The organism is Leifsonia sp. 71-9 (assembly GCF_001898805.1).
GTDB lineage: Bacteria > Actinomycetota > Actinomycetes > Actinomycetales > Microbacteriaceae > Leifsonia.
Genome location: NZ_MKVJ01000021.1, coordinates 570,995 through 590,058, shown reverse-complemented (window position 1 = coordinate 590,058; position 19,064 = coordinate 570,995). Strand labels below are relative to the sequence as shown.

Here is a 19,064-nt window from a genome sequence, read left to right as displayed (position 1 = left end):
GGGTCGGTGGACGGCGGCAGGGGTCGGCGGCGCGTGACTCACGCGGACGGCGGGGGGAGCCGTCGCTCGCAATCTACCCACCGAGACCCGCCGAACCGGGGCATTTCCGTGGGGCGTCGCCCGATCGGCGCACCCTCCCGAACCCTCCATATAGGCCTGACCCGCCCGGGATGCAACCCCGATTGGCGTTCGGCCACCATCTTCCGTATGCTTATGCGTCGGTGGTCGTCGAGAAACGAAAGTGGATCGAGACAACCCGGCCCCATCGTTTAGCGGCCTAGGACACCGCCCTTTCACGGCGGCAGCACGGGTTCGAATCCCGTTGGGGTCACCCGTCCTCGCAAGCGGTGGACGTCATCTACAATGGAACACGGAAAATCGAATAACAGTTTGGCCCTGTAGCGCAGTTGGTTAGCGTGCCGCCCTGTCACGGCGGAGGTCGCGGGTTCAAGTCCCGTCAGGGTCGCCATGGCGACAAGCCCTTCCCTCGGAAGGGCTTTCGTCTATCACCGCCTCGGCGGTGAGGCTCTGTAGCTCAGTTGGTAGAGCGTTCGACTGAAAATCGAAAGGTCACCGGATCGATGCCGGTCGGAGCCACAGCGGAATAGAGAACCCCCGGATCCCTTGCGGATGCCGGGGGTTTTTCGTCGCCTCCCGAGGCTCGATGGAAGCCCGTTTCAGCCGTCGAACCCGCGTTCCCGGTAGAGGTCGATGCTCTCCTTCAACGCCTTCAGCACGTACGGGGGGAACTGCATGCCGCTCTGCTCCGCCCAGAGCAGCTGCGCTTCGATCCGGCCGACCTCGCGGGCGTACTTCTCGAGGTCGTCGGCGAAGCCGAGCACGCTCGCGACGCCGCCCATCTGGGCGCGATAGCGGTCCTGGCCGTTCGTGCCGACGAGGTTGTACGTCTTCTCCCTCAGGATGCGCGCCAGGTAGAGCTGCCAGGGCTTGAGCTCGCCGCTCTGCACGAGCTGGGTCGCACTCATCCGGTAGAACGCGAAGTGACCCGGCTCCTGCCTGCGGATCGGGCTGATGATCGTCTCGGCGATCGCCGCCTCCCCGAGGTCCCGCATCCCGTCGTACAGGACGTTGTACGCCAGCACCGCCTGCCGTTCGGTGCTCGCGCCGGTCAGGTAGTAGAGCAGCCGCGCGATGTCCTGGATCGACGAGAAGTGCGCGAGGGCGCCCATGATCTTGATCTTGAACGAGACGGCGAGCTCGGGTTGGGCGGCGGGCCGGCCGAGATCCTGCTGCAGGCGGTCGAGGATCAGTCCGTGCTGGATCTCCTGCGGCTGCCACACGTCGGCGTAGAACAGGCGATCGACTTCGTGCACGTCCGGCAGGAGCACGAGCAGTTCGAGCACGTTCCGGTCGACTTCGAGCTCCACCCGCGCGAGGTAGTCGATGACGTGCCCGTAGCGATCGGCGACAGCCCCCGGCGCACGGACGTCACGGTCGACCGAGTCGAGAGCGATCGGCGGGTGCTGCTCGCCGAGCCGCTGGACGTGCTCGAGGATCCTCTGCGGAGAGATGCGGTCTGCCATTGCGTCCATCATGAACCGTGTCTGCCGAGAGGTGAACCCGTCACCGCTCTGGCGCCGCCCGGCCCGCATGCCTCACCATGGCTGACATGGCAGAGGTGATGGTCGCGGTCATGCCGTTCGCCGGCCACGTCGCGCCCATGCGGGCGGTCGTGCGCGCCTTCGTTGCGGCGGGGCACCGGGTGCGCGTGTACACGGGGTCGGTCCACGCCGAGGCCTTCCGCGCCGACGGGGCGGAACCGGTGCTGTGGGAGAGGGCGCCGGACTTCGACGAGAACGATCTGCCCTCGACGTTCCCGCGGTTGCGCGGCCGGAAGGGCCCCCGTCAGATGATCGTCAACGTCGAGGACCTGTTCGTCCGAACCGGAGCCGCACAGTGCGCAGACCTGACGGCGTCCTTCGGCGCGCGGCCCTGGGATGTCCTCGTCGCGGACGGCCTCTCCCTCGGCGCGCACCTGGCCGCCGAGCGGACCGGCACACCGCGGGTCACGGTCGCGCTCGTCCCCCTCGCGACGCCATCCCCCGGTGCTCCGCCGCCCGGCCTGGGCTTGCAACCGGCGAGGTCGGTGCTCGGCCGCCTGCGGGACCGCGCGCTCTGGGCGGCGCTCTCGGCCGCATCCCGCCCGATTCAGCGCGCGTTCCACGAGCAACGCACCCTCGCCGGCCTTCCGCCCACCGCACTCACCTTCCAGGAGGCGCTGTACTCACGCGAGCTGGTGTGCGCCAGCGGCGTCGAGCACCTGGAGTACCCCCGCCCGCAGTGGCCGGGGCGGATCGTCTGGGTCGGCGAACTCGCGGACCATGCCGGCAGCGGCATCCCGGAGCCCGCGTGGTGGGCCGAAGCCCTCGCGGACCCGCGACCTGTGGTGCACGTGACTCAAGGCACGCAAAACGTGGATCCCGCCGACCTCATCCGGCCGGCATTCGCCGCTCTCGGACGGCAGCGGGTGCAGCTCGCCGTCGCGACGGGAGTGCGCGGGGACAGCGCGTTGCCGTTCCCCGCACCGCCGAACGCCCGCGTCGCCGACCTGCTTCCGTACGATCGGCTGCTGCCCCGCATCGACGTGATGGTGACCAACGGCGGGTGGGGCGGCGTGCTGGCGGCGCTGCACCACGGCGTGCCCCTCGTGATCGCCGGCGGAGACCTGGACAAGCCGGAAGTCGCAGCCCGCGTCGCCTGGGCCGGCGCCGGGGTGAACCTGCGCACGGGAACGCCATCGCCCCGCACGATCCTGCGCGCGTGGCGGCGCGTCACCGGGGACCCCGCCTACCGGGCGGCAGCCGAACGCGTCGGCGAGGCGCTTCGCCGGCATGACGGGCCCCGGGAAGTGGTCGAGCACACGGAGGCGCTGCTGGCTTCGGGCCGTTAGGAGCGCCCGCTCACCCCTCCTCGATGTAAACGACCCCGTTCCCGAACGGGTCGTCGAAGAAGAACATCGGCGTGCCGTCGCCAATAGTGATGGGCTCGTCGTTGTGGAGGACGATGCCCGCCTCCCGCACGCGGGCGAACGCGGCGTGCACGTCCGTCGTCCCGAGTCGCAGCGCAACGGGGATCTCGCTGTCGGCCGGGAGGAGCACGATGCCGACCGAGGATCCGGGCGGGACGACTTCGATCATGCGGGCGCCGGGCCAGGGCTCGCCGTCGTAGCGCACCTCGCAGCCCAGCACGTCGCGGTAGAACGCGAGAGCCGCATCCTGGTCGGGGACGGGAACCGTGACGCTGAGCACCCGCGTCGTGGGGGTCATCGCGCACCGCCGAGGAAGGTGTCGAGGGCCTCCAGTTGCTGCGCGATGCCCTGCCTGCGGTACTCGGGCTGGTCCAGGCCGTCGAGGTAGACGCCGTGCTCGGTGAGGACCAGGCGCGTTCCAGCGGGGTCTGGCCGGAACTCGACCGAGGTGAGGGAGACGGAGATGCGGTCGGCGTTCCGCAGCATGTGGTTCGTGTAGACGAGGCGCCGGTCGGGGACGATGTCCTGGTAGAGGGCGTCGTAGGTGTAGACGTCGTCTCCGCCGTCCAGCGTGGCGCGCGAGAGCTCCCGCCCGCCGACGCGGAAGTCGAGCTCGTACTCGCCGTCACCATCCCCTCCCGAGAACCAGACGCGCTTGGCGTCGGGATGGGACCACGCGGCGAAGACGCGCTCCGCCGGGGCCGCGTAGAGCCGTTCGAGGACCATCGTGTCGTGCACGGTGCTGCTGCTGTTCACTGCTGATCTCCTATTCGTCGTCGGAGGAGTCGAGGAACTCCCCCAGCCGGTCGAGCCGTGTCTCCCAGTGCCGGCGCTGAGCGCCGAACCAGGACGCGGCGTCGTCGAACACGTCGCGGTCGAGGCGGCAGGTCCGCACGCGTCCGGTCTTGCTGCTGCGCACGAGGCCGCTGTCCTGCAGGATCCGGAGGTGCCGGACGACCGCGGGCAGCGACATCGGCAGCGGGCGCGCGAGCTCGCTGACGGTCGCCGGCCCCTCGGCCAGGCGCTCCACCATCAGCCGCCTGGTCGGGTCGGCGAGCGCGTGGAAGACGGCGTCCGCATACTTAACCATGTGCTTAAGTATCGGCGATCGGAGCCGAGTGTCAAGTATCCGAGCGCTTCCGAGCTACTCGAGGCTGTCTACGTCGAAGGTCGCCGCCGAGGTGTCGCTCGTGTCGTCCTGCAGGAGGGCCCAGATCACGTCCGGTGCCGCCGTGAATGCGCGCACGCCGCGGGCTGCCAACGTCACGATCGCATCCGGCGTGCGGAGGCTCGCCGCGAGGACACTGGTGCCTGTGCCGTCGAGGGCGTCGTGCATGGCTCCGATCTCGGCGACGCCGTCGCGCCCCGCATCGTCGAGACGACCCAAGTACGGCGCGATGAATTCGGCGCCGATGGCGGCTGCACCGATGGCCTGCGCGGTGGAGTAGACCGCGGTCACCAGCACGGGTGTCCCCTGCTCGACCAGAGCACGGCCGACAGTGAACCCTGTCCGGGTCGCCGGCACCTTCACGGTGATGTCGGGTCCGAGAGCGGCTATCCGCCGGGCGCGCCCGAGCATGGAGTCGACGTCGGCACCCCATGCCTGGAAGAACAAGCGCCGGGCGGCAGCACCACGCCAGGCCGCGTGCAATCGTGGGATGTCGCTCGGGCCGACTCCCGCCCGGCGGAGGATCGTGGGGTTGGTCGTCACCCCCTCCACGATGCGGGCGTCGAGGAGCGGGGCCACGGCGGATTCGTCCGCACTGTCGACGAAGAGCTGGTACGGGGTCATCGGGAGGTCTCCTTCTGGGCTGCGGGTCCGGTGAACAAGGAACGGCCGATGACGACGTAGCTCGCGCCGGACCGGGCGATGGCACCGACATCGGAGGCACGGACGCCGCCGTCGACGCCGACCGGACTGCCGCCGTCCGCGCGGAGGGCGGCGAGCCGTTGAGGGTCGAGGGAGTGGCCGGGCACGGCGGGCGGAACGAGCATGTGAAGGACACCGTCAGCCCCGGTCACCGCTTGTGGAGTCGGCGCTACAGCAGTGTCGACGCCTACCCACACCGCGTCGGCGCGTTGTCGCCCCAGCGCGATGAGCCGACCGATATCGGCCTCGAGTCGCTCGGACTGGATGGTGACGCGGGCGAGTCCGGTCGGAAGCGCCTCGAGCCAGCCGACCACGTCATCCACCATGAGGTGCACGTCGACAGGACCGCCGGCGGCAGCGAGGGCGCGGATCTCGTCGAGGGTGACGGAGGGGCGGCTGCCGTAACCTCCGCCGATCACATCCGCGTGCGCCCAGGCACCCCGCGCCCAGAGCCCTCTGGCCGCGTCGAAACGGGCCGCGGGGTTGACGGCGAGCAGGCTGCCTGCCAGCACCATCCCGGCGGACTCGACGCGAGCGGCGAGCTCGTCGTTCACGCAGCCCCTTCGGATTCGGCCCAGGCGAGTTCGCGCAGCTGCGCGGCGGTGACGCCGCCGCGCGGGTGCACGACGCCGTCGCACGCTCCCTGCCGGAACACGACGATCGAGTCGGCGAGGCCGGTCAGCTCCTCCTCCTCCGAGGAGACGACGATGACGGCGACGTTCTTCTCCCGGGCCAACTGCTTGACGATGCGATGGATCTCACTCTTGGCGCCGATGTCGACGCCTTTGGTCGGCTCGTCCAGCAGCAGCAGCCGCGGGGCCTGCAACGTGGCGCGGGCGAACAGCGCCTTCTGCTGGTTGCCGCCGGAGAGCGAGGTGATCGGACTGCGGACATCGCCTCGGATGGTGACCTGGGAGAGGACATCATCCGCCGACCCGCGCAACGCGCGCCAGTTGAGGATGCCGGCGCGGAGGTAGCGGCCGAGCACTGGGAGCACGACGTTCTCCACCGACGACATCTGTGGGATGAATCCGTCCGACTTGCGCTCCTCCGATAGGAACGAGACACCGGCGGCGATCGCCTGCGACGGCCGCTTCGGCGCATACCGCTCGCCGGCAAGGCTGATCCGCCCCTCGGCGATGGGCTCGGCGCCGTAGACGGTGCGGAGGAAGCGGGAGCGGCCGGCACCGATCAGGCCGTAGATCCCGACGATCTCTCCCGCGTGCACGTCGAGGTCGACACCGGTGAGGCCGTTGCCGCTCAGACCGTCGACCTGGAGCACGACGGGCCCGAACCGCTCGGCGCGCGTCGCATCCCCGACCACTTCGAGTTCGTCGGCACTCACGTTCGCGCGTGAGGCGAGGCTGTCGTCGACATCGGCGTGGTCCCCGACGATGGCGTCGATCACCGCCGTCCGGTCGATGGTCCGCGCGTCCCCGTCGAGGACGATCCGACCGTTCGAGAGGCCGACGATGCGGTCGGCGACGGCGAACACCTCGTCGAGCTTGTGGTCGACCAGCAGGATGCCGATCCCCTTCTCAGCCGCCAACTTCCGGATGATCGACAGCAGGTACTCCACTTGCTCCTGCTCCAAGGCCGTCGTCGGCTCATCGAGAAGGAGGTACTTGGCGTTGCGATTGATCGCGCGGACCACCTCGAGCAGCTGCCGCTGCGCGACGGGCAGTCGCGCGACGAGATCGGTGCCCTTGGCGGGGATGCCGTACTCCTGGCACAGTTCGTCGGCGGCGCGATTCATCGCTTTGCGGTTCAGCAGGGGGCCGGAGGTGCGCTCGGTGCCGAGGAACAGATTCTCTGCGACCGTCAGCTCGTCGACGAGACTCAGCTCCTGATACACGCAGGCGATGCCTGCAGTGGTCGCGTCGCCGGGGCTCTGGAACTGGTCCGTCGTACCGTCCACCGAGATCGTGCCGCTGTCGGGCACCTCGGCGCCGGAAAGCGCACGCAGAAGCGTGGACTTCCCGGCGCCGTTGTGCCCGATCAGGGCGACCACATGGCCGGGGTCGATCGTCAGGCTCACGTCGGTGAGCGCGCGGGTCGGCCCGTACGACTTCGAGATGGTGCTGACGATGAGTCCGCCGGTCATCATGGTCTCCCTACTGCGTTTTCTTGTCGTGGTGCGGGGGCGGGGTCAGCCGACTTCGCCCTTGCCCGGGGTCTGGCCGTTCACGAAGACCTTCAGCGGCTCGAGGACCTCCTTCTCGACCGTGTCTCCGGCCAGGTACTTCTTGAGGTTGTCGAGCAGGATCACGGCGTACTGGGCGGGCTCCTGTGCGGCACAGGCGGCGTACGTGCTGGTCAGCGGCTCATCGGCGGCGCAGAAGGCGTAGACCTTGATCTTGTCCGCCTTCCCCTGCTGCGAGACCGCCTGGAGGGCGCCGACCGCGTGCGGCCCGGCATCGGCGAAGAGGACGTTGATGTCCGGGTTGCCCTGGAGCATGTCGCCGGTCACCTGCAGGCTCACGCTCGGGTCGATCTTGCCGTTGACCGTTTGCACGACCTTGGCGTTGGCGTCCTTCGAGATGGCGTCCTTGAAGCCCTGGTCGCGCTGGTTGGTCGGAATCTGGTCGGGGTTGCCGATGATGCCGACGGTCATCTTCGCGTCCGCGCCGAGATCCTTGAGCGCCTGTTCGCCCATCTGTTTTCCGCCGGCGGTCTGGTCGGCGCCGACGTACTGGACGAAGGATGCGTTCTGGGTCTTCAGGTCGTCCGCGGAGATGATCACGTTGACGGTGAACACCGGGATACCGGCCGCGTTGAGTGCTTTGACGCTGGCAGCACCGGGGCCGGAGTTGACGGCGTTGAGCGCGACAGCGCACACGCCCTGCTGGATGAAGGACTCGACCTGCGAGAGCTGGTTGGAGTCGCTGTCGTTCGCGATGGCGACCTTGACGTCGTAGCCGAGGTCGGCACCGTGCTTCTTGAAGCTGTCCTGCATCGCGACGTAGTAAGGGTTGACCGTGTTCGGCAGAGCGACGCCGATGGTCGGCTTGTCGGTGCTGCAGTTCGCGGGGAGCTTCGTGGCGCCGGTCGACCCTCCGGCCGCCGGGCCGTCGGTGGCCGGGTTGGAGCAGCCGGTGAGTGCTGCGGTCGCGATCAGGCCCACTGCCAGGACCGCGCCGATGCGGTTGCGGATCTTCATTGATTTTCCTTTCGGGTGCGCTGCGCGCTACTTGGTGAGGGTTCGTGCTGCAGGGGTGGAGGTCGTCGCCGGGCCGGCCCCGGGAGGGGGTGTCGTGCGACGGAGGAGCGGCTTCCCCGCCCGATAGCGGCGGAAGGTGTCGAAGGAGACACCGGCCAGGATGATGAGGCCGATGACCAGCGACTGCCAGTAGCTCTGGACGTTGAGGACGTTCATGCCGTTGGAGACGACAGCGATCAGGACGGCGCCGATCATGGCGCCGAGCACGCTGCCCGTCCCGCCGAAGAGCGAGATTCCTCCGACGACCGCGGCCGCGATCGAGTAGAAGAGCTCGTTGCCAGTTCCTGTGGAGGGGAAGCCGACCATGAGCCGGGAGGTGGCGATCAGGCCGCCCATACCGCCGCAGAACCCGCTGATCGCGTAGACCAGGATCGTCGTGCGGGCGACGTTGACACCGGAGAGGCGTGCGGCCGCTTTGTTGCCTCCCAGGGCGTAGATGTGCACGCCGGGGCGTGTCATCCGCAGGAAGAGCGCGGCGATGACGGCGGCGACGATGAGCAGGAGCACGGGGACCGGGATGCCGGCGATGCGGCCCTGCCCGATCCAGGAGAACCCGGCGTCACGAACGGCGACCGAGTTCGCACCGGTGATGATCAGCGGGATCGCCAGGGCGACTCCCTGCGTCGAGAAGGTCGCGATGAAGGCCGGAATGCGTAGGTAGTGGATGAGGAAGCCGTTGAGGACGCCGAGCAGCGTCCCGACCCCGACCGCCAGCACAGCGCCAAGGGGCCACGGCAACCCGCTCTGCATGAGCAGCGCGGCGATCACACCGGTCATCGCGACGTTCGCCCCTGTGGACAGGTCGATACCGCCCGTGAGGAGCACGAACGTCTGGCCGAGGGCGAGGAACGCGATCACCGTGCCGTTGACCAGCAGTACCAGGGCATTGTCGAACGTGCGGAAGGTGGGCGACAGGATGCTGAGCACCGCGATGACCACGATCAGGACGGCGAAGATCCCGGCTTCGTCGGGGAGTCTGCGCTTCTTCATGTGAACCTCTCTGTTCGAGTCGGGGGTGGGGTCAGCTGTCGGACGCGAGCGCCAGGTCGGCGCCCCGCCAAGCGGCTGTCGTGGTGTAGCGCGCGCGGACGACGGCGAGTGACGGGTCGGCACGCGGGGTGGCGGCCCGTCGGGTGCGCGGCGCCCAGGCATCGCGCTGTTCGGCGATCGGGACCCCGCCGAGCACCGCCGCGGCCTGCACGGCTGCTCCTGCAGCGACGATCTCGACGCCGTCGGCGATCTCGACCGGTTGGCCGACGGTGTCGGCGATGGCTTGGAGGTAGGCCGGGGAGTGCGCTCCCCCGCCGACGGCGATCACGGTGCCGTTCCGCTGGACGCCTTGGCCGGTCATGGTCTCGAGACCGCGGACCAGTCCGAACACGACTCCCTCGTAGGCGGCGAGGGCGAGTTGTTCCCGGCTCGCGTCAGAGCCGACACCGGACAGCACACCACGGGCGCTCGGCAGGTTCGGCGTGCGTTCGCCATCGAGATACGCGGCGAACACCGGCCGGTCGGCGGTGCGCGGCGCCGCGGAGGCGAGCCGGCTGAGTTCGGTGTGGTCGACGCCGAGCAGCCGGGCGACGGCGTCGGTGACCTTGGCCGCGTTGAGCGTGCAGATCAGAGGCTGGTATCCGCCCGCCGCATCCGCCACGCAGTTGACGATCCCCGACAGGTCGGTGACCGGCTGGGACGAAACCGAGTAGACGACCCCGGAGGTTCCCAGGGAGAAGACGGTGTCGCCAGGCCGGACGCCGAGACCGATCGCCCCGGCGTGCTGATCTCCTGCTCCGGCGCCGACGATCGCGTCGCGCGAGATACCCAGCTCGTTTGCGACGGCCGGAAGCACCCGGCCGGCCGGCTCCGATGGCCCGAGCACCTCGGGCAGTTGCGCCGTCCAGTCGCGCGCCGGGTCGATCAGCTCCAGCACTTCGAGCGCGTACTCGTCCGCTCGACTGTCGTAGTATCCCGTCCCGCTCGCCTCGCTGCGATCCGTGACGAACCGACCGGTGAGGCGGTAGGTCAGCCAGTCGTGCGGCAACAGCATCGTGCGCATGCGGGCGAACGCCTCCGGTTCGTGGCGGGCCAACCAGAGGACCTTGGATGCGGTGAACGCTGCGGTGGGCAGAGAGCCGACCCGCTCGATCCATCGCTCGGCGCCGATGCGCTCGATGAGCTCGGCGACCTCCGGTGAGGACGTCGTGTCGTTCCACAGCTTCGCGGGGCGGATCACCTCCCCGCTGGCGTCCAGCGGGACGAGGCCGTGGCATTGCGCGGCGACGGCGATCGCCACGATGTCGTCTTCGTGGACGCCTGCCTCGACCCGGGCCTGGCGCATCGCGAGCACGAGCGCGTCCCACCAGCTCTGCGGGTTCTGCTCGCTGAGCGGCGGGGTCGTCGTCGGGTGCGGACTGCGCCCCGAGCCGACGATGCGACCGGTCGCTGCGTCCCGCAGGAGGACGGTGGTGGATTGCGTCGAGGAGTCGACTCCGGCGACGATGCTCATCGGTTCTCCGGGAAGTCCGGGATGTCGAGCGGCGCGACGGGCTCGGGCAGCGTGGCGAGCTTTCCGACCGCTCCGCCCGGGTGCGTGTAGTGGACCTTCTCCCAGCTGTACTGGCGTGCGCGCATCAGCACGACGGCGAGCGCGTCCAGCCAGGCGCTGTGCGAGAGCGTGCTGCCCATGGCGATGAGCGAGCCCGGGTCGGCGTCCGGGTAGGGGCGGAGCACGACCGGGATGTCCGCGAGCTGCGCGAGAGGCCCTTCAGGTGCGCAGGTCAAGGCGATGACCTGGACGCCTCGATCCTTCACACGCGTCACGAGGTCGTTGACCTCGGAGCTGGTGCCGCCTTTGGACAGAGCGATCATGATGTCGTTCCCTCGGAGTGCGCCCATCGAGCCGTGCAAGCCGTCCGTGGGATTGAGGAAGAACGCAGGCGTTCCGGAGACCGAGAGCAGGTGTGCCGTGCGGCGGGCGATGAAACCGCTGGTACCGGCGCCGGTCATGACGACCTTGCCCGTGCTTTTCAGTATGAGCGATGCGACGCGGACGAACGTCTCGTCCAGCTGGTCGACGATGTCCAACACCGCTTCACCCTCGGCGGCGACGAAGCGGCGCGCCGCTTCGAGGGTGGGGGTCAGGGGCGAATCGCTCATCGTCGGAACCTTCCGTGCTCGTGTCGGCGACATGCCGACGAATCGAGTATCCGGAGTAGGCACTCATTCATCCAGTTCAGCGCTCATTTGAGCGCCACACTCAAATGAGCGCGGGAACACATGTAGTGTGATGCCGCGAAAGGGGGCGCTTGTGGCGGTGAGTGCGGGCGAAGGGATCCTCGCGGCGACGGTCGCGCAGCGGTTCTATATCGACGGCGACTCGAAAGTGCGGATCGCGGACGACCTGGGGATCTCCCGGTTCCGGGTGGCTCGGCTTCTCGAGATCGCCGTGACGGAGAAGATCATCCGCTTCACCATCGCTGCGCCTCTGGCGCTGAACATGGAGCTCTCAGAGATGGTCCGGCGACGCTTCGGGCTGCGCCAGGTGCTCGTCGTCGACGCACCGGAGGACGAGAACGACGCCGGCCGACTGCGTCGGCGGATCGGCGCGGCCGCTGCGAGCGCCCTCAGCGACCTGGTCACCGACGATGACGTCCTCGGGATCGGCTGGGGGCGGACGATGAGCGCGATGGCGACGGAACTGACGCACCTCGCGGCGTGTCCGGTCGTACAGCTCGGCGGGATGGCGGGGTCCGTTCAGGAGAACTCGTTGGAGCTGGTGCGCCGGGTCAGCGAGGTCGGCGGGGGACGCCCGTATCCCCTGTTCGTCCCGCTCGTGGTCCAGGACGCGGCTACGGCCGCGGCACTGCGCAGCCAGCCCGGCGTCGAGTCGGCGATGCGTCGCTTCGAGTCGATCACGGTCGCCGCCGTCGCCGTCGGCAGTTGGGATCCGCCGGAGTCGCAGATGCGTGATTCGCTCGAACCCGAGATTCGCACGGCGCTGACGCAGCAGGGGGTGGTCGCGGAGATCTTGGCGACCCTGATCCGGTCGGACGGATCCTTGGTCACCGATATCGACGATCGCACCACAGCCCTCGACTACGAGGGCATGAAGCGGATCCCCGAGCTGGTTCTCGTCGCCGGGGGCGATCGGAAGGCGGGCGCGGTCCGCGCCGCCCTGAACGCGGGCCTCGGAACGACACTCGTCACGGATCGATCACTGGCCCGGGAGCTGCTCCACCGCGCGTGATCGCGTAGCGGCTGCGACGAGCGCCCGCAAGTAAAACGCTCGTTGTACACTGGCCCGATGACGACCACCCGCGACCAGATCCTCCAGCGCTCCGAGCGCGCGTTCGACGAGCACGGGTTCGCGGCATCGAGCATGGATCACCTCACGCAGGCCGCGGGCGTGTCGACGCGAACGCTCTACAAGCACGTCGGCAGCAAAAACGCGCTGATCGAGGCCGTGCTGCGTGAACGCAGCGCCCGCTTCTTCGCGCGCGTCCCGCCGGCGAGCGCGGCCGAGCTGTTCGCCCAGCTCGAGCGGTGGACGATCGAGGAGGGCGCCCGGGGGTGCTTCTTCCTGCGCGCGGAAGCGGATGGCCGAGGCTCCGTGGAGGGTGTCCCCGCGGCCGTCTCCGAGTACCGGGCGTCGCTGCGCGAGCTGGTGGCCCGCGTCGTCCGGTCCGAGCTCGGCGAGCACGACGACCTCCTGACCGACCAGCTCCTCGTGCTCGTCGAGGGGGCGACGTCCGCCGCCAGCTACCAGGGCGTCGCGGCGGTGACCGCCGCCGCGAGCGCCGCCGCGACCCTGATCGGCGCCCGCCGGTCCGCCGCCTCCTGAGCATTCCGACCGGAAGGAGTCCCGCCCGATGCACCTGATGACCGTCTTCTCCCACCCGTTCGCCGACCGGTACCCGGCGGCCGTCATGCGCGCGTTCCACGAGCCGTTCCGTGGGCAGGGCCACAGCATCGACGTGCTCGACCTCGACGCGGAGGGCTTCGATCCACGGTTCACCCCGGCGGACCACGACCACTTCTGGGGCGGCCCCCTCCCCGACGGCATCGGCGACATGCACCGGAGGGTGGAGGCCGCCGACCGGCTGGCATTCGTGTTCCCGGTCTACTGGTGGGGCATGCCGGCCCTGATGAAGGGCTGGATCGAGCGCGTCTTCACGCCGGGCTGGGCATACCAGTACGGCTCCGGCGTCGAGGATCGCGGCAAAGACGCCGTCGCCGCCTCCCTCCTGCCGAGCATCCCCACCGCCCTGATCGGCATCGGCGGTTCGAAGGAGGCCACCTACGACAAGTACGGCTACGCGGACGCGATGCGCACTCAACTGGACGTCGGCACCTTCGCATACTGCGGGCTGAGGGACGTGGAATCGCACCTCATCTTCGACGTGGAGGGCGACCACAATGCCGGGAACCGGTCGGCGGGGCTGGACCAGGCGCGCCGGGCGGGGGCGGCGTTCGCGAGTCCGGCGCGCGTGGCGCGGGATGCCAAGGAGGAGCATTTCCGGTAGACGATCCGGCGCAGGGCCAGCGAGCAGTTTTGGAGAAGCGCATCCGGTGGCCCCGGACGTAGATTGATCGTCAGATCGACCGACGAAGGAGACACCATGGCGACGACGTTCAGTGCAGAGGAGAAGGCCGCGATGAAGGCGGCCGTCGCGGAGAAGAAGGCGGCGCAGGCGGGAGCCGACGCGGCGGCCGCGTGCGAGGCGGCGATCGCGGCGCTCACCGGCAACGACAAGGAGCTCGCCGAGACGTTCCACCAGCTCGTCGCCGAGAACACGTCGCTGGCGCCGAAGACCTGGTACGGGATGCCGGCGTACGCCGACGCGGACGGCAAGACCGTCGTGGCGTTCAAGCCGGGCTCGAAGTTTAAGATGCGCTACGCGACGATCGAGTTCCAGCCCGCGGCGCAGCTCGACGACGGGGACCTGTGGCCGGTCGGGTTCGCGGTGGCGAAGCTGGGCGACGCCGACAAGAAGCGGATCGCCGCCGCCCTGCGGAGCGCGGTCGGGCGCTGAGGCCGCGCGCGGCTCACTCCTTCTTCTGCAGCACCTGACGGAAGCCGTAGTGCGCGTTCGCGAACACGGCGTAGAGGAGAAGGCCGGGCGCGAGCATCCCGAGCACGGGCTGCGCGAGCAGCGCGGCGACACTGAGACCGACCAGCACCAGGGCGAGCACGCTGACGTACCAGCGGCGCACCGCCACGTAGAGGGCGGCCTTCGCGATCGCGCGGACGGACGCCCGCTCGAACACGGTGAGGCCCGCGATGGCCGTCAGAGTCGTGGCGACCGCCACGAGGGCGACCACGAGCAGGGTCGGCCCGAGGAGGACGGCCCAAACGGTGCCCGCGGTGACGGCGCCGTCGTAGAGCACGAAACCGACGACGGCTGCCGCGGCCAGGCCGAGGACGGCGGCGGCCGCACCGCGCCGACGGTACCCGCGCCAGAACGCCGCGAAGGGGCGCGGGCTCCCGTCGCCGAGCGTCCGGTAGACCTCGAACGCCCCGGCGAGGGAGGGCGAGAGCGTCAGCGACAGGACGAGGACGACCGGCCACGCCTGCAGCGCATCCCGGGCGACGAGCAGCATCCCGACGAGCGGGAGGTTCGCGACGACGAGCAGCAGATCGACCATGAGGATGGCGTAGACGTAGCCGAAGATCGTGTCCAGGGTCTCGTGGCGCAGGCGGGCGAGGCCGCGCGGGGCGCGCGCCGTCGTGCCGCTCATCCCTTCATCCCGCTCGTCGCGATGCCGGCGATGAAGTAGCGCTGGCCGGCCAGGAAGATGACCAGGATGGGCACGATCGAGATCACCGAGCCGGTCATGATCATGGCGTACTGCGCCGAGTACTGGCCGATGAACGATCGCAACCCGATCTGCACGGTCCAGAGCTCGTTGCTCGACAGATAGATGAACGGCCCCATGTAGTCGTTCCACGTGTTCACGAAGGTGAGCAGCGCGAGGGAGGCGAGCGCGGGCTTCGACAGGGGCAGGATGATCCGCGCCCAGATGCCGTAGTCGCTCAGGCCGTCGATGCGGGCGGCCTCGTTGAGCTCGTCCGGGATGGTCATGTAGTACTGGCGCATCAGGAAGACGCCGAACGCGCTGAAGGCCTGCAGCAGGATCAGCGCAGTGAACGTGTTCGTGAGCCCCGCCTTCTGCATCATGATGTACTGCGGGATCATGTACGCCTGCCAGGGCACGGCGATCGTGGCGATGTAGGCCAGGAAGAGCGCGTCGCGGCCCGGGAAGCGGACCTTCGAGAAGCCGTAGGCCGCGAAGCTGCCGGTGAGCACCTGCAGCACCGTGATGACGACGGCGAGCAGCGCCGAGTTCGCGAGGTACCCGGCCATCGGGATGGCCGACCAGATGTCCGCGTAGTTGCTCCAGACGAACTCCTTCGGGATCCACTGGATGGGCACCGTGAGCACGTCGGCGTCGTTCTTGAGCGACGACGAGAGCATCCAGATGAAGGGCAGCAGCACGACACCGAGGAGCACGACGAGCACGACGTACATGGCGGCCTGCCCCAGCCGGGTCTTGACGCGGCGCCGGCGCGGCTTCGGGAGCGGGGCGTCCGGCTGGAACCGGCCCGTCTCGAGCTCCTGGGCGAGGTCGGAGGTGAGGGTGGACATCAGCGCTCCCGTCTCTGCTGGATGCGGAACTGGAAGACCGTCACGACCAGGACGATCACGAAGAGGACGAGCGAGATCGCCGAGGAGTAGCCGAACTCGCCGTTCAGGATGCCGTCCTGGTAGATGAGCTGCGAGAGCACGAGGGTCGCCCGGCCCGGGCCTCCCTGGGTCATCACGAAGACGAGGTCGAACACCTTGAAGCTCGAGACGCTGAGCAGCACGAGCACCAGGAAGGTCGTGGGCCGCAGCGAGGGCAGCGTGACATTCCAGAACGAGCGCCAGCGGCCCGCGCCGTCCATCTGCGCCGCCTCGTAGTACTCGCGCGGGATCGCCTGGAGCCCGGCGAGGAACAGGACCATGTAGTAGCCCATGTCCCGCCAGACGCTGGTGATGATCACGGCGGGCAGCGCCCAGGCCGTGCTCGCCGTCCAGCCCGGGGCGTTCGCGATGCCGATGGCGTGGAGGAACTGGTTGATCGGCCCGCTGGTGGGGTCGAAGAGCATGTTCCAGACGATCGCGATCGCCACGAGCGAGGTGATGTACGGGAAGAAGATCGCGACGCGGAAGAACGCGATCCCGCGCAGCTTCTGGTTCAGCAGGAGCGCGAGGCCGAGCGAGAGCGCCAGGGTGAGCGGCACATGGCCGATCGCGTAGAGCACCGTGTTCGTCAGCGCGACGCGGAAGTCGTCGTCGCGGAACAGCCGCACGAAGTTGTCGATCCCGGCCCAGGTGGGCGGGTTGTACGAGTCCCAGTTCATGAACGCGAGCACGAAGGCCGCGATGACGGGAACGAGGGTGAACAGCGCGAAGCCGAGGAAGTTCGGGAGGATGAAGCTCCAACCGACGAGAGTGCTGCGGCGCAGACCCCGCCGGTCCCGCCGGTCCCGCCGGGGAGTCTCCTCCCCGGCGGGCGCGCGTCGTTGCGTGATGGTGGTCATGGCGTCACTGGTGGAGCACGTCGGACTTCACGCGCGAGGCCATCTCGGCCGTCGCATCGGCGACGGAGGAGCTGCCGGTCATGATGAGCTGGTGCTCCTGGTTCAGGATGGTCCCGATCGCCGCGGCGTTCGTGCCCGTGGGGCCGTCGGGGCGGATCACGTCGGGGTCGAAGGCCGTCTTCGAGAGCGCGTCCGACGGCATCCCGTCGAGTCCGAAGTACTGCTTGGTGATCTCGTCGCTGTGGTACGCGGGCACGATACCCACCGCGGCGACCGCCTTGGCGCCCTCCGGCCCGGCCGCGAACGTCAGGAACTTCTCGGCGGCGGCGGTGTTCTTCGAGTTCTTGTTGATGCCGAAGCCGGTCGGGCCGCCCATGGTGGTGATCTTCGTGCCGGACTTCAGCTGCGGGACGGGCGCGATGCCCCAGTCGACGTCGGTCGTGCCGGCCTTGGTGTCGGCCAGGAGCGGCGCGATGAGCCAGGTGCCCATCGGGACCATCGCGGCCTTGCCCTTCTCGAACATGTCCTTGTACTGCACCTGCTGGCTGTTGGCGGTGGCCCAGTCCATGATGGTGCCGGCCTTCTGCATGCCGAGCGTCAGCTTGTACTGGTCGGCCATCCAGGAGTAGTCGGGCTTGTCGTAGCTCTTGTCCTGCTGCGCCGCGGCGTAGCCCTGCACCATCGAGTTCCAGGTGTGGAGGTAGGCGCCGTACACCTTGTCGGCGCCGTCGCCCGTGGTGAGCTTCGCGGCGTCGGCGGCGAACTCGTCCCAGGTGAGGTTCTCGGGATCCGCGACGCCGGCGTCGGCGAACATCTTCTTGTTGTAGTAGAGCACCGAGAAGTCCTGGCGGTAGGGCACCGCATAGTAGGCGCTGCCCGTCTTGTAGCTCTCGGTCGCCGGGATGTCCGCCGTCGGGAGGCTCTTGACGACGTCCGCCACGTCGACCAGCTGCTTCTTCTGCGCGTAGCCGGCGTAGTCCGTCAGGTTCTTGACCGTGATGATGTCGGTCGTGTCGCCGCCGGCCAGCATCGTCGTGATCTTGTCCTCGTAGTTGGCGGCGAGGATGTCGACGGGCTGGATGGTGATCGACGGGTTGGCCTTCTCGAAGGCGCTGAACAGCGCGCCGAACTCCGGCGTCTGCTGCAGGTTCCAGACGGCGACGCGCAGGGTGGTCGACCCGGCCGTGCCCGAACCCGAGCTCGACGAGCCGGTGCCCGCGCAGCCGGCGAGGCCGAGCGCGAGCGCGGCGGCCGCGGCGCCGGCCGCGATCAGTGATCTCTTCATACGGAATAACTCCTTTGTCATCGGTGGAAGGGGAGGGTCGAGTCAGGCACTCAGCCGGAGGGCCTCGCTCGTGACCTCGTCGAGCAGGGGCTCGCCGGCGGCGTAGCGCTCCAGTTCGTCGAGGGCGGCATCGGTCATCCGATGCAGCTCCGAACCGAGCGACCCGGCCAGATGCGGGGTCACCATCACGTTCGGGAGGCGATAGAGCACCGAGTCCACGGGCAGCGGCTCGGGATCGGTGACGTCGAGGATGGCGTTGAGCCGCCCCGAGGCGCACTCGCGCTCGAGGGCGGCGGTGTCGACCAGGCTGCCGCGCGCGGTGTTGATCAGGGTGGCGTGGTCCGGCAGGGCCGCCAGCTGCGGCGCCGCGATCATGTGCCGGGTCGAGGGCAGCGCCGGCGCGTGCAGCGAGAGCACGTCCACCCGGGGCAGGAGGTCGTCGAGCGCGGTCGGGATGCCGCCCGCCCGCACGATCTCGGCCGGGTCCGCGTACGGGTCCGCCACCAGGCAGACGACGTCCTCGAGCTGCTGGACGAGGTCGACCACGCGCCGGCCGACGCGGCTGAAGCCGACGACGCCGATCGTGCGACCCAGGTTGGAGAGCTCGCCGAACCGGCTGATCTGGAGGCCGTGATCGCGCCGCACCTGCGGGTCGGCCGCGATGAACGGGGCCTTCTTGCCCGCGAAGATGATGGCGGCCAGCGTGTACTCGGCGACCGGGACGGCATTGGCCTCCGCGACGGACGACGCCCGGATGCCGCGCTCCCAGAAGTCGGGCGTCACCTGCGGCCGCACGGTGCCCGCGCAGTGGAGCATCGCCCGGAGTCGCGGCATGCGGTCGAGCCGTCCGGCGTCGAGCTGAGGCGCGCCCCATCCGGTCAGGAGCACCTCGACCGTGGCGAGCCGGGCGTCCAGCGCCGGGTCGTCCAGGTCGTCGGTGAAGAGCGGCTCGGGCAGTCGGGCGAGCCGCCGCAGCCGCGCCAGCCGCGGTGCGTCGAACTGGCGCTCGAACACGTCGCGGTCCATCACCACGAGCGCTTCGGGGGAGTTGATGTCGGTCATCGCCGCGAGGTCCAGCCTTTCCGTCGAGCGGCGATCGCTGGTCATTGCGTCGTCGCG

General features: G+C 69.2%; 21 protein-coding genes and 3 tRNA genes. 8 read left to right on the top strand and 16 right to left on the bottom strand.

Annotated elements, in window-relative coordinates:
• Positions 1-258: 258 nt before the first annotated feature.
• The 3 genes from BGO91_RS19370 to BGO91_RS19360 all read left to right on the top strand — a co-directional run bounded on the left by BGO91_RS19370 (position 259) and on the right by BGO91_RS19360 (position 597).
• Positions 259-331 (top strand) — tRNA-Glu (locus BGO91_RS19370).
• A 61-nt stretch (positions 332-392) separates the two neighbouring features.
• Positions 393-469, top strand: a tRNA-Asp gene (locus tag BGO91_RS19365).
• Between the two features lie 55 nt (positions 470-524).
• Positions 525-597 (top strand) — tRNA-Phe (locus BGO91_RS19360).
• An 80-nt stretch (positions 598-677) separates the two neighbouring features.
• Here the strand turns inward: BGO91_RS19360 and BGO91_RS19355 are convergent.
• Positions 678-1,544: a GTP-binding protein LepA gene (locus BGO91_RS19355; RefSeq protein ID WP_290474369.1), complete on the bottom strand. Its 867-nt coding sequence runs from the start codon at positions 1,542-1,544 to the stop codon at positions 678-680.
• An 86-nt stretch (positions 1,545-1,630) separates the two neighbouring features.
• Here BGO91_RS19355 and BGO91_RS19350 point away from each other — a divergent pair, with 86 nt between their 5' ends.
• Entirely contained in the window at positions 1,631-2,911 is a 1,281-nt protein-coding gene (locus BGO91_RS19350) for a glycosyltransferase (protein WP_290474368.1), read from the top strand.
• Between the two features lie 10 nt (positions 2,912-2,921).
• Here the strand turns inward: BGO91_RS19350 and BGO91_RS19345 are convergent, their stop codons facing one another.
• From BGO91_RS19345 to BGO91_RS19300, 10 genes are read right to left on the bottom strand one after another with little or no spacing between them, the layout of a single operon-like run.
• Positions 2,922-3,287, bottom strand: coding sequence for a VOC family protein (locus BGO91_RS19345; protein WP_290474367.1), 366 nt, complete (start codon positions 3,285-3,287; stop codon positions 2,922-2,924).
• On the bottom strand, positions 3,284-3,745 hold the full coding sequence (locus BGO91_RS19340; protein WP_290474366.1) for an SRPBCC family protein: 462 nt from the start codon (positions 3,743-3,745) through the stop codon (positions 3,284-3,286). The genes BGO91_RS19345 and BGO91_RS19340 overlap by 4 nt, the downstream gene beginning before the upstream one ends.
• A gap of 10 nt (positions 3,746-3,755) precedes the next feature.
• Positions 3,756-4,079 carry a metalloregulator ArsR/SmtB family transcription factor gene (locus BGO91_RS19335; protein ID WP_290474365.1) on the bottom strand — a complete coding sequence of 108 codons (324 nt, stop codon included), beginning with the start codon at positions 4,077-4,079 and terminating at the stop codon, positions 3,756-3,758.
• A 54-nt stretch (positions 4,080-4,133) separates the two neighbouring features.
• Positions 4,134-4,781 (bottom strand): transaldolase family protein, encoded by a 648-nt coding sequence (locus BGO91_RS19330; RefSeq protein WP_290474364.1) that lies wholly within the window; start codon positions 4,779-4,781, stop codon positions 4,134-4,136.
• Positions 4,778-5,413 carry a hypothetical protein gene (locus BGO91_RS19325; RefSeq protein ID WP_290474363.1) on the bottom strand — a complete coding sequence of 212 codons (636 nt, stop codon included), beginning with the start codon at positions 5,411-5,413 and terminating at the stop codon, positions 4,778-4,780. Before BGO91_RS19325 ends, BGO91_RS19330 begins: the two co-directional genes overlap by 4 nt.
• Entirely contained in the window at positions 5,410-6,963 is a 1,554-nt protein-coding gene (locus BGO91_RS19320; RefSeq protein WP_290474362.1) for a sugar ABC transporter ATP-binding protein, read from the bottom strand. The genes BGO91_RS19325 and BGO91_RS19320 overlap by 4 nt, the downstream gene beginning before the upstream one ends.
• Positions 6,964-7,008: 45 nt before the next feature.
• The gene (locus tag BGO91_RS19315; protein ID WP_290474361.1) at positions 7,009-8,019 is read right to left on the bottom strand and encodes a substrate-binding domain-containing protein; all 1,011 of its coding nucleotides are present in this window, start codon (positions 8,017-8,019) and stop codon (positions 7,009-7,011) included.
• 27 nt (positions 8,020-8,046) lie between these two features.
• The gene (locus BGO91_RS19310) at positions 8,047-9,069 is read right to left on the bottom strand and encodes an ABC transporter permease (RefSeq protein WP_290474360.1); all 1,023 of its coding nucleotides are present in this window, start codon (positions 9,067-9,069) and stop codon (positions 8,047-8,049) included.
• A gap of 31 nt (positions 9,070-9,100) precedes the next feature.
• Positions 9,101-10,582, bottom strand: a complete 1,482-nt coding sequence (gene xylB, locus BGO91_RS19305) for a xylulokinase (RefSeq protein WP_290474359.1) — start codon at positions 10,580-10,582, stop codon at positions 9,101-9,103.
• Positions 10,579-11,232 (bottom strand): SIS domain-containing protein, encoded by a 654-nt coding sequence (locus BGO91_RS19300; protein ID WP_290474358.1) that lies wholly within the window; start codon positions 11,230-11,232, stop codon positions 10,579-10,581. Before BGO91_RS19300 ends, xylB begins: the two co-directional genes overlap by 4 nt.
• A gap of 151 nt (positions 11,233-11,383) precedes the next feature.
• On the opposite strand from BGO91_RS19300, the gene BGO91_RS19295 reads away from it, so the two are divergent.
• From BGO91_RS19295 to BGO91_RS19280, 4 genes are all read left to right on the top strand, one after another.
• Positions 11,384-12,322 carry a sugar-binding transcriptional regulator gene (locus BGO91_RS19295; protein ID WP_290474357.1) on the top strand — a complete coding sequence of 313 codons (939 nt, stop codon included), beginning with the start codon at positions 11,384-11,386 and terminating at the stop codon, positions 12,320-12,322.
• Between the two features lie 57 nt (positions 12,323-12,379).
• Positions 12,380-12,916: a TetR/AcrR family transcriptional regulator gene (locus BGO91_RS19290; protein WP_290474356.1), complete on the top strand. Its 537-nt coding sequence runs from the start codon at positions 12,380-12,382 to the stop codon at positions 12,914-12,916.
• A 28-nt stretch (positions 12,917-12,944) separates the two neighbouring features.
• A complete protein-coding gene (locus tag BGO91_RS19285) occupies positions 12,945-13,598 on the top strand; it encodes an NAD(P)H-dependent oxidoreductase (protein ID WP_290474355.1) in 654 nt (217 codons plus the stop codon).
• 96 nt (positions 13,599-13,694) lie between these two features.
• Complete coding sequence (locus tag BGO91_RS19280) at positions 13,695-14,108, top strand: hypothetical protein (protein ID WP_290474354.1); 414 nt, start codon at positions 13,695-13,697, stop codon at positions 14,106-14,108.
• A 13-nt stretch (positions 14,109-14,121) separates the two neighbouring features.
• Here the strand turns inward: BGO91_RS19280 and BGO91_RS19275 are convergent, their stop codons facing one another.
• Genes BGO91_RS19275 through BGO91_RS19255 form a run of 5 tightly spaced genes read right to left on the bottom strand, consistent with a single transcriptional unit; the run spans position 14,122 to position 19,052 of the window.
• Positions 14,122-14,814, bottom strand: coding sequence for a hypothetical protein (locus BGO91_RS19275; protein ID WP_290474353.1), 693 nt, complete (start codon positions 14,812-14,814; stop codon positions 14,122-14,124).
• Positions 14,811-15,722: a carbohydrate ABC transporter permease gene (locus tag BGO91_RS19270; protein WP_290474352.1), complete on the bottom strand. Its 912-nt coding sequence runs from the start codon at positions 15,720-15,722 to the stop codon at positions 14,811-14,813. Before BGO91_RS19270 ends, BGO91_RS19275 begins: the two co-directional genes overlap by 4 nt.
• Positions 15,722-16,660 carry a carbohydrate ABC transporter permease gene (locus BGO91_RS19265; RefSeq protein WP_290474351.1) on the bottom strand — a complete coding sequence of 313 codons (939 nt, stop codon included), beginning with the start codon at positions 16,658-16,660 and terminating at the stop codon, positions 15,722-15,724. Before BGO91_RS19265 ends, BGO91_RS19270 begins: the two co-directional genes overlap by 1 nt.
• A 4-nt stretch (positions 16,661-16,664) precedes the next feature.
• Entirely contained in the window at positions 16,665-17,945 is a 1,281-nt protein-coding gene (locus BGO91_RS19260) for a sugar ABC transporter substrate-binding protein (RefSeq protein WP_290474350.1), read from the bottom strand.
• Positions 17,946-17,987: 42 nt separating this feature from the next.
• Entirely contained in the window at positions 17,988-19,052 is a 1,065-nt protein-coding gene (locus BGO91_RS19255) for a hydroxyacid dehydrogenase (protein ID WP_290474349.1), read from the bottom strand.
• Between the last annotated feature and the right edge of the window lie 12 nt (positions 19,053-19,064).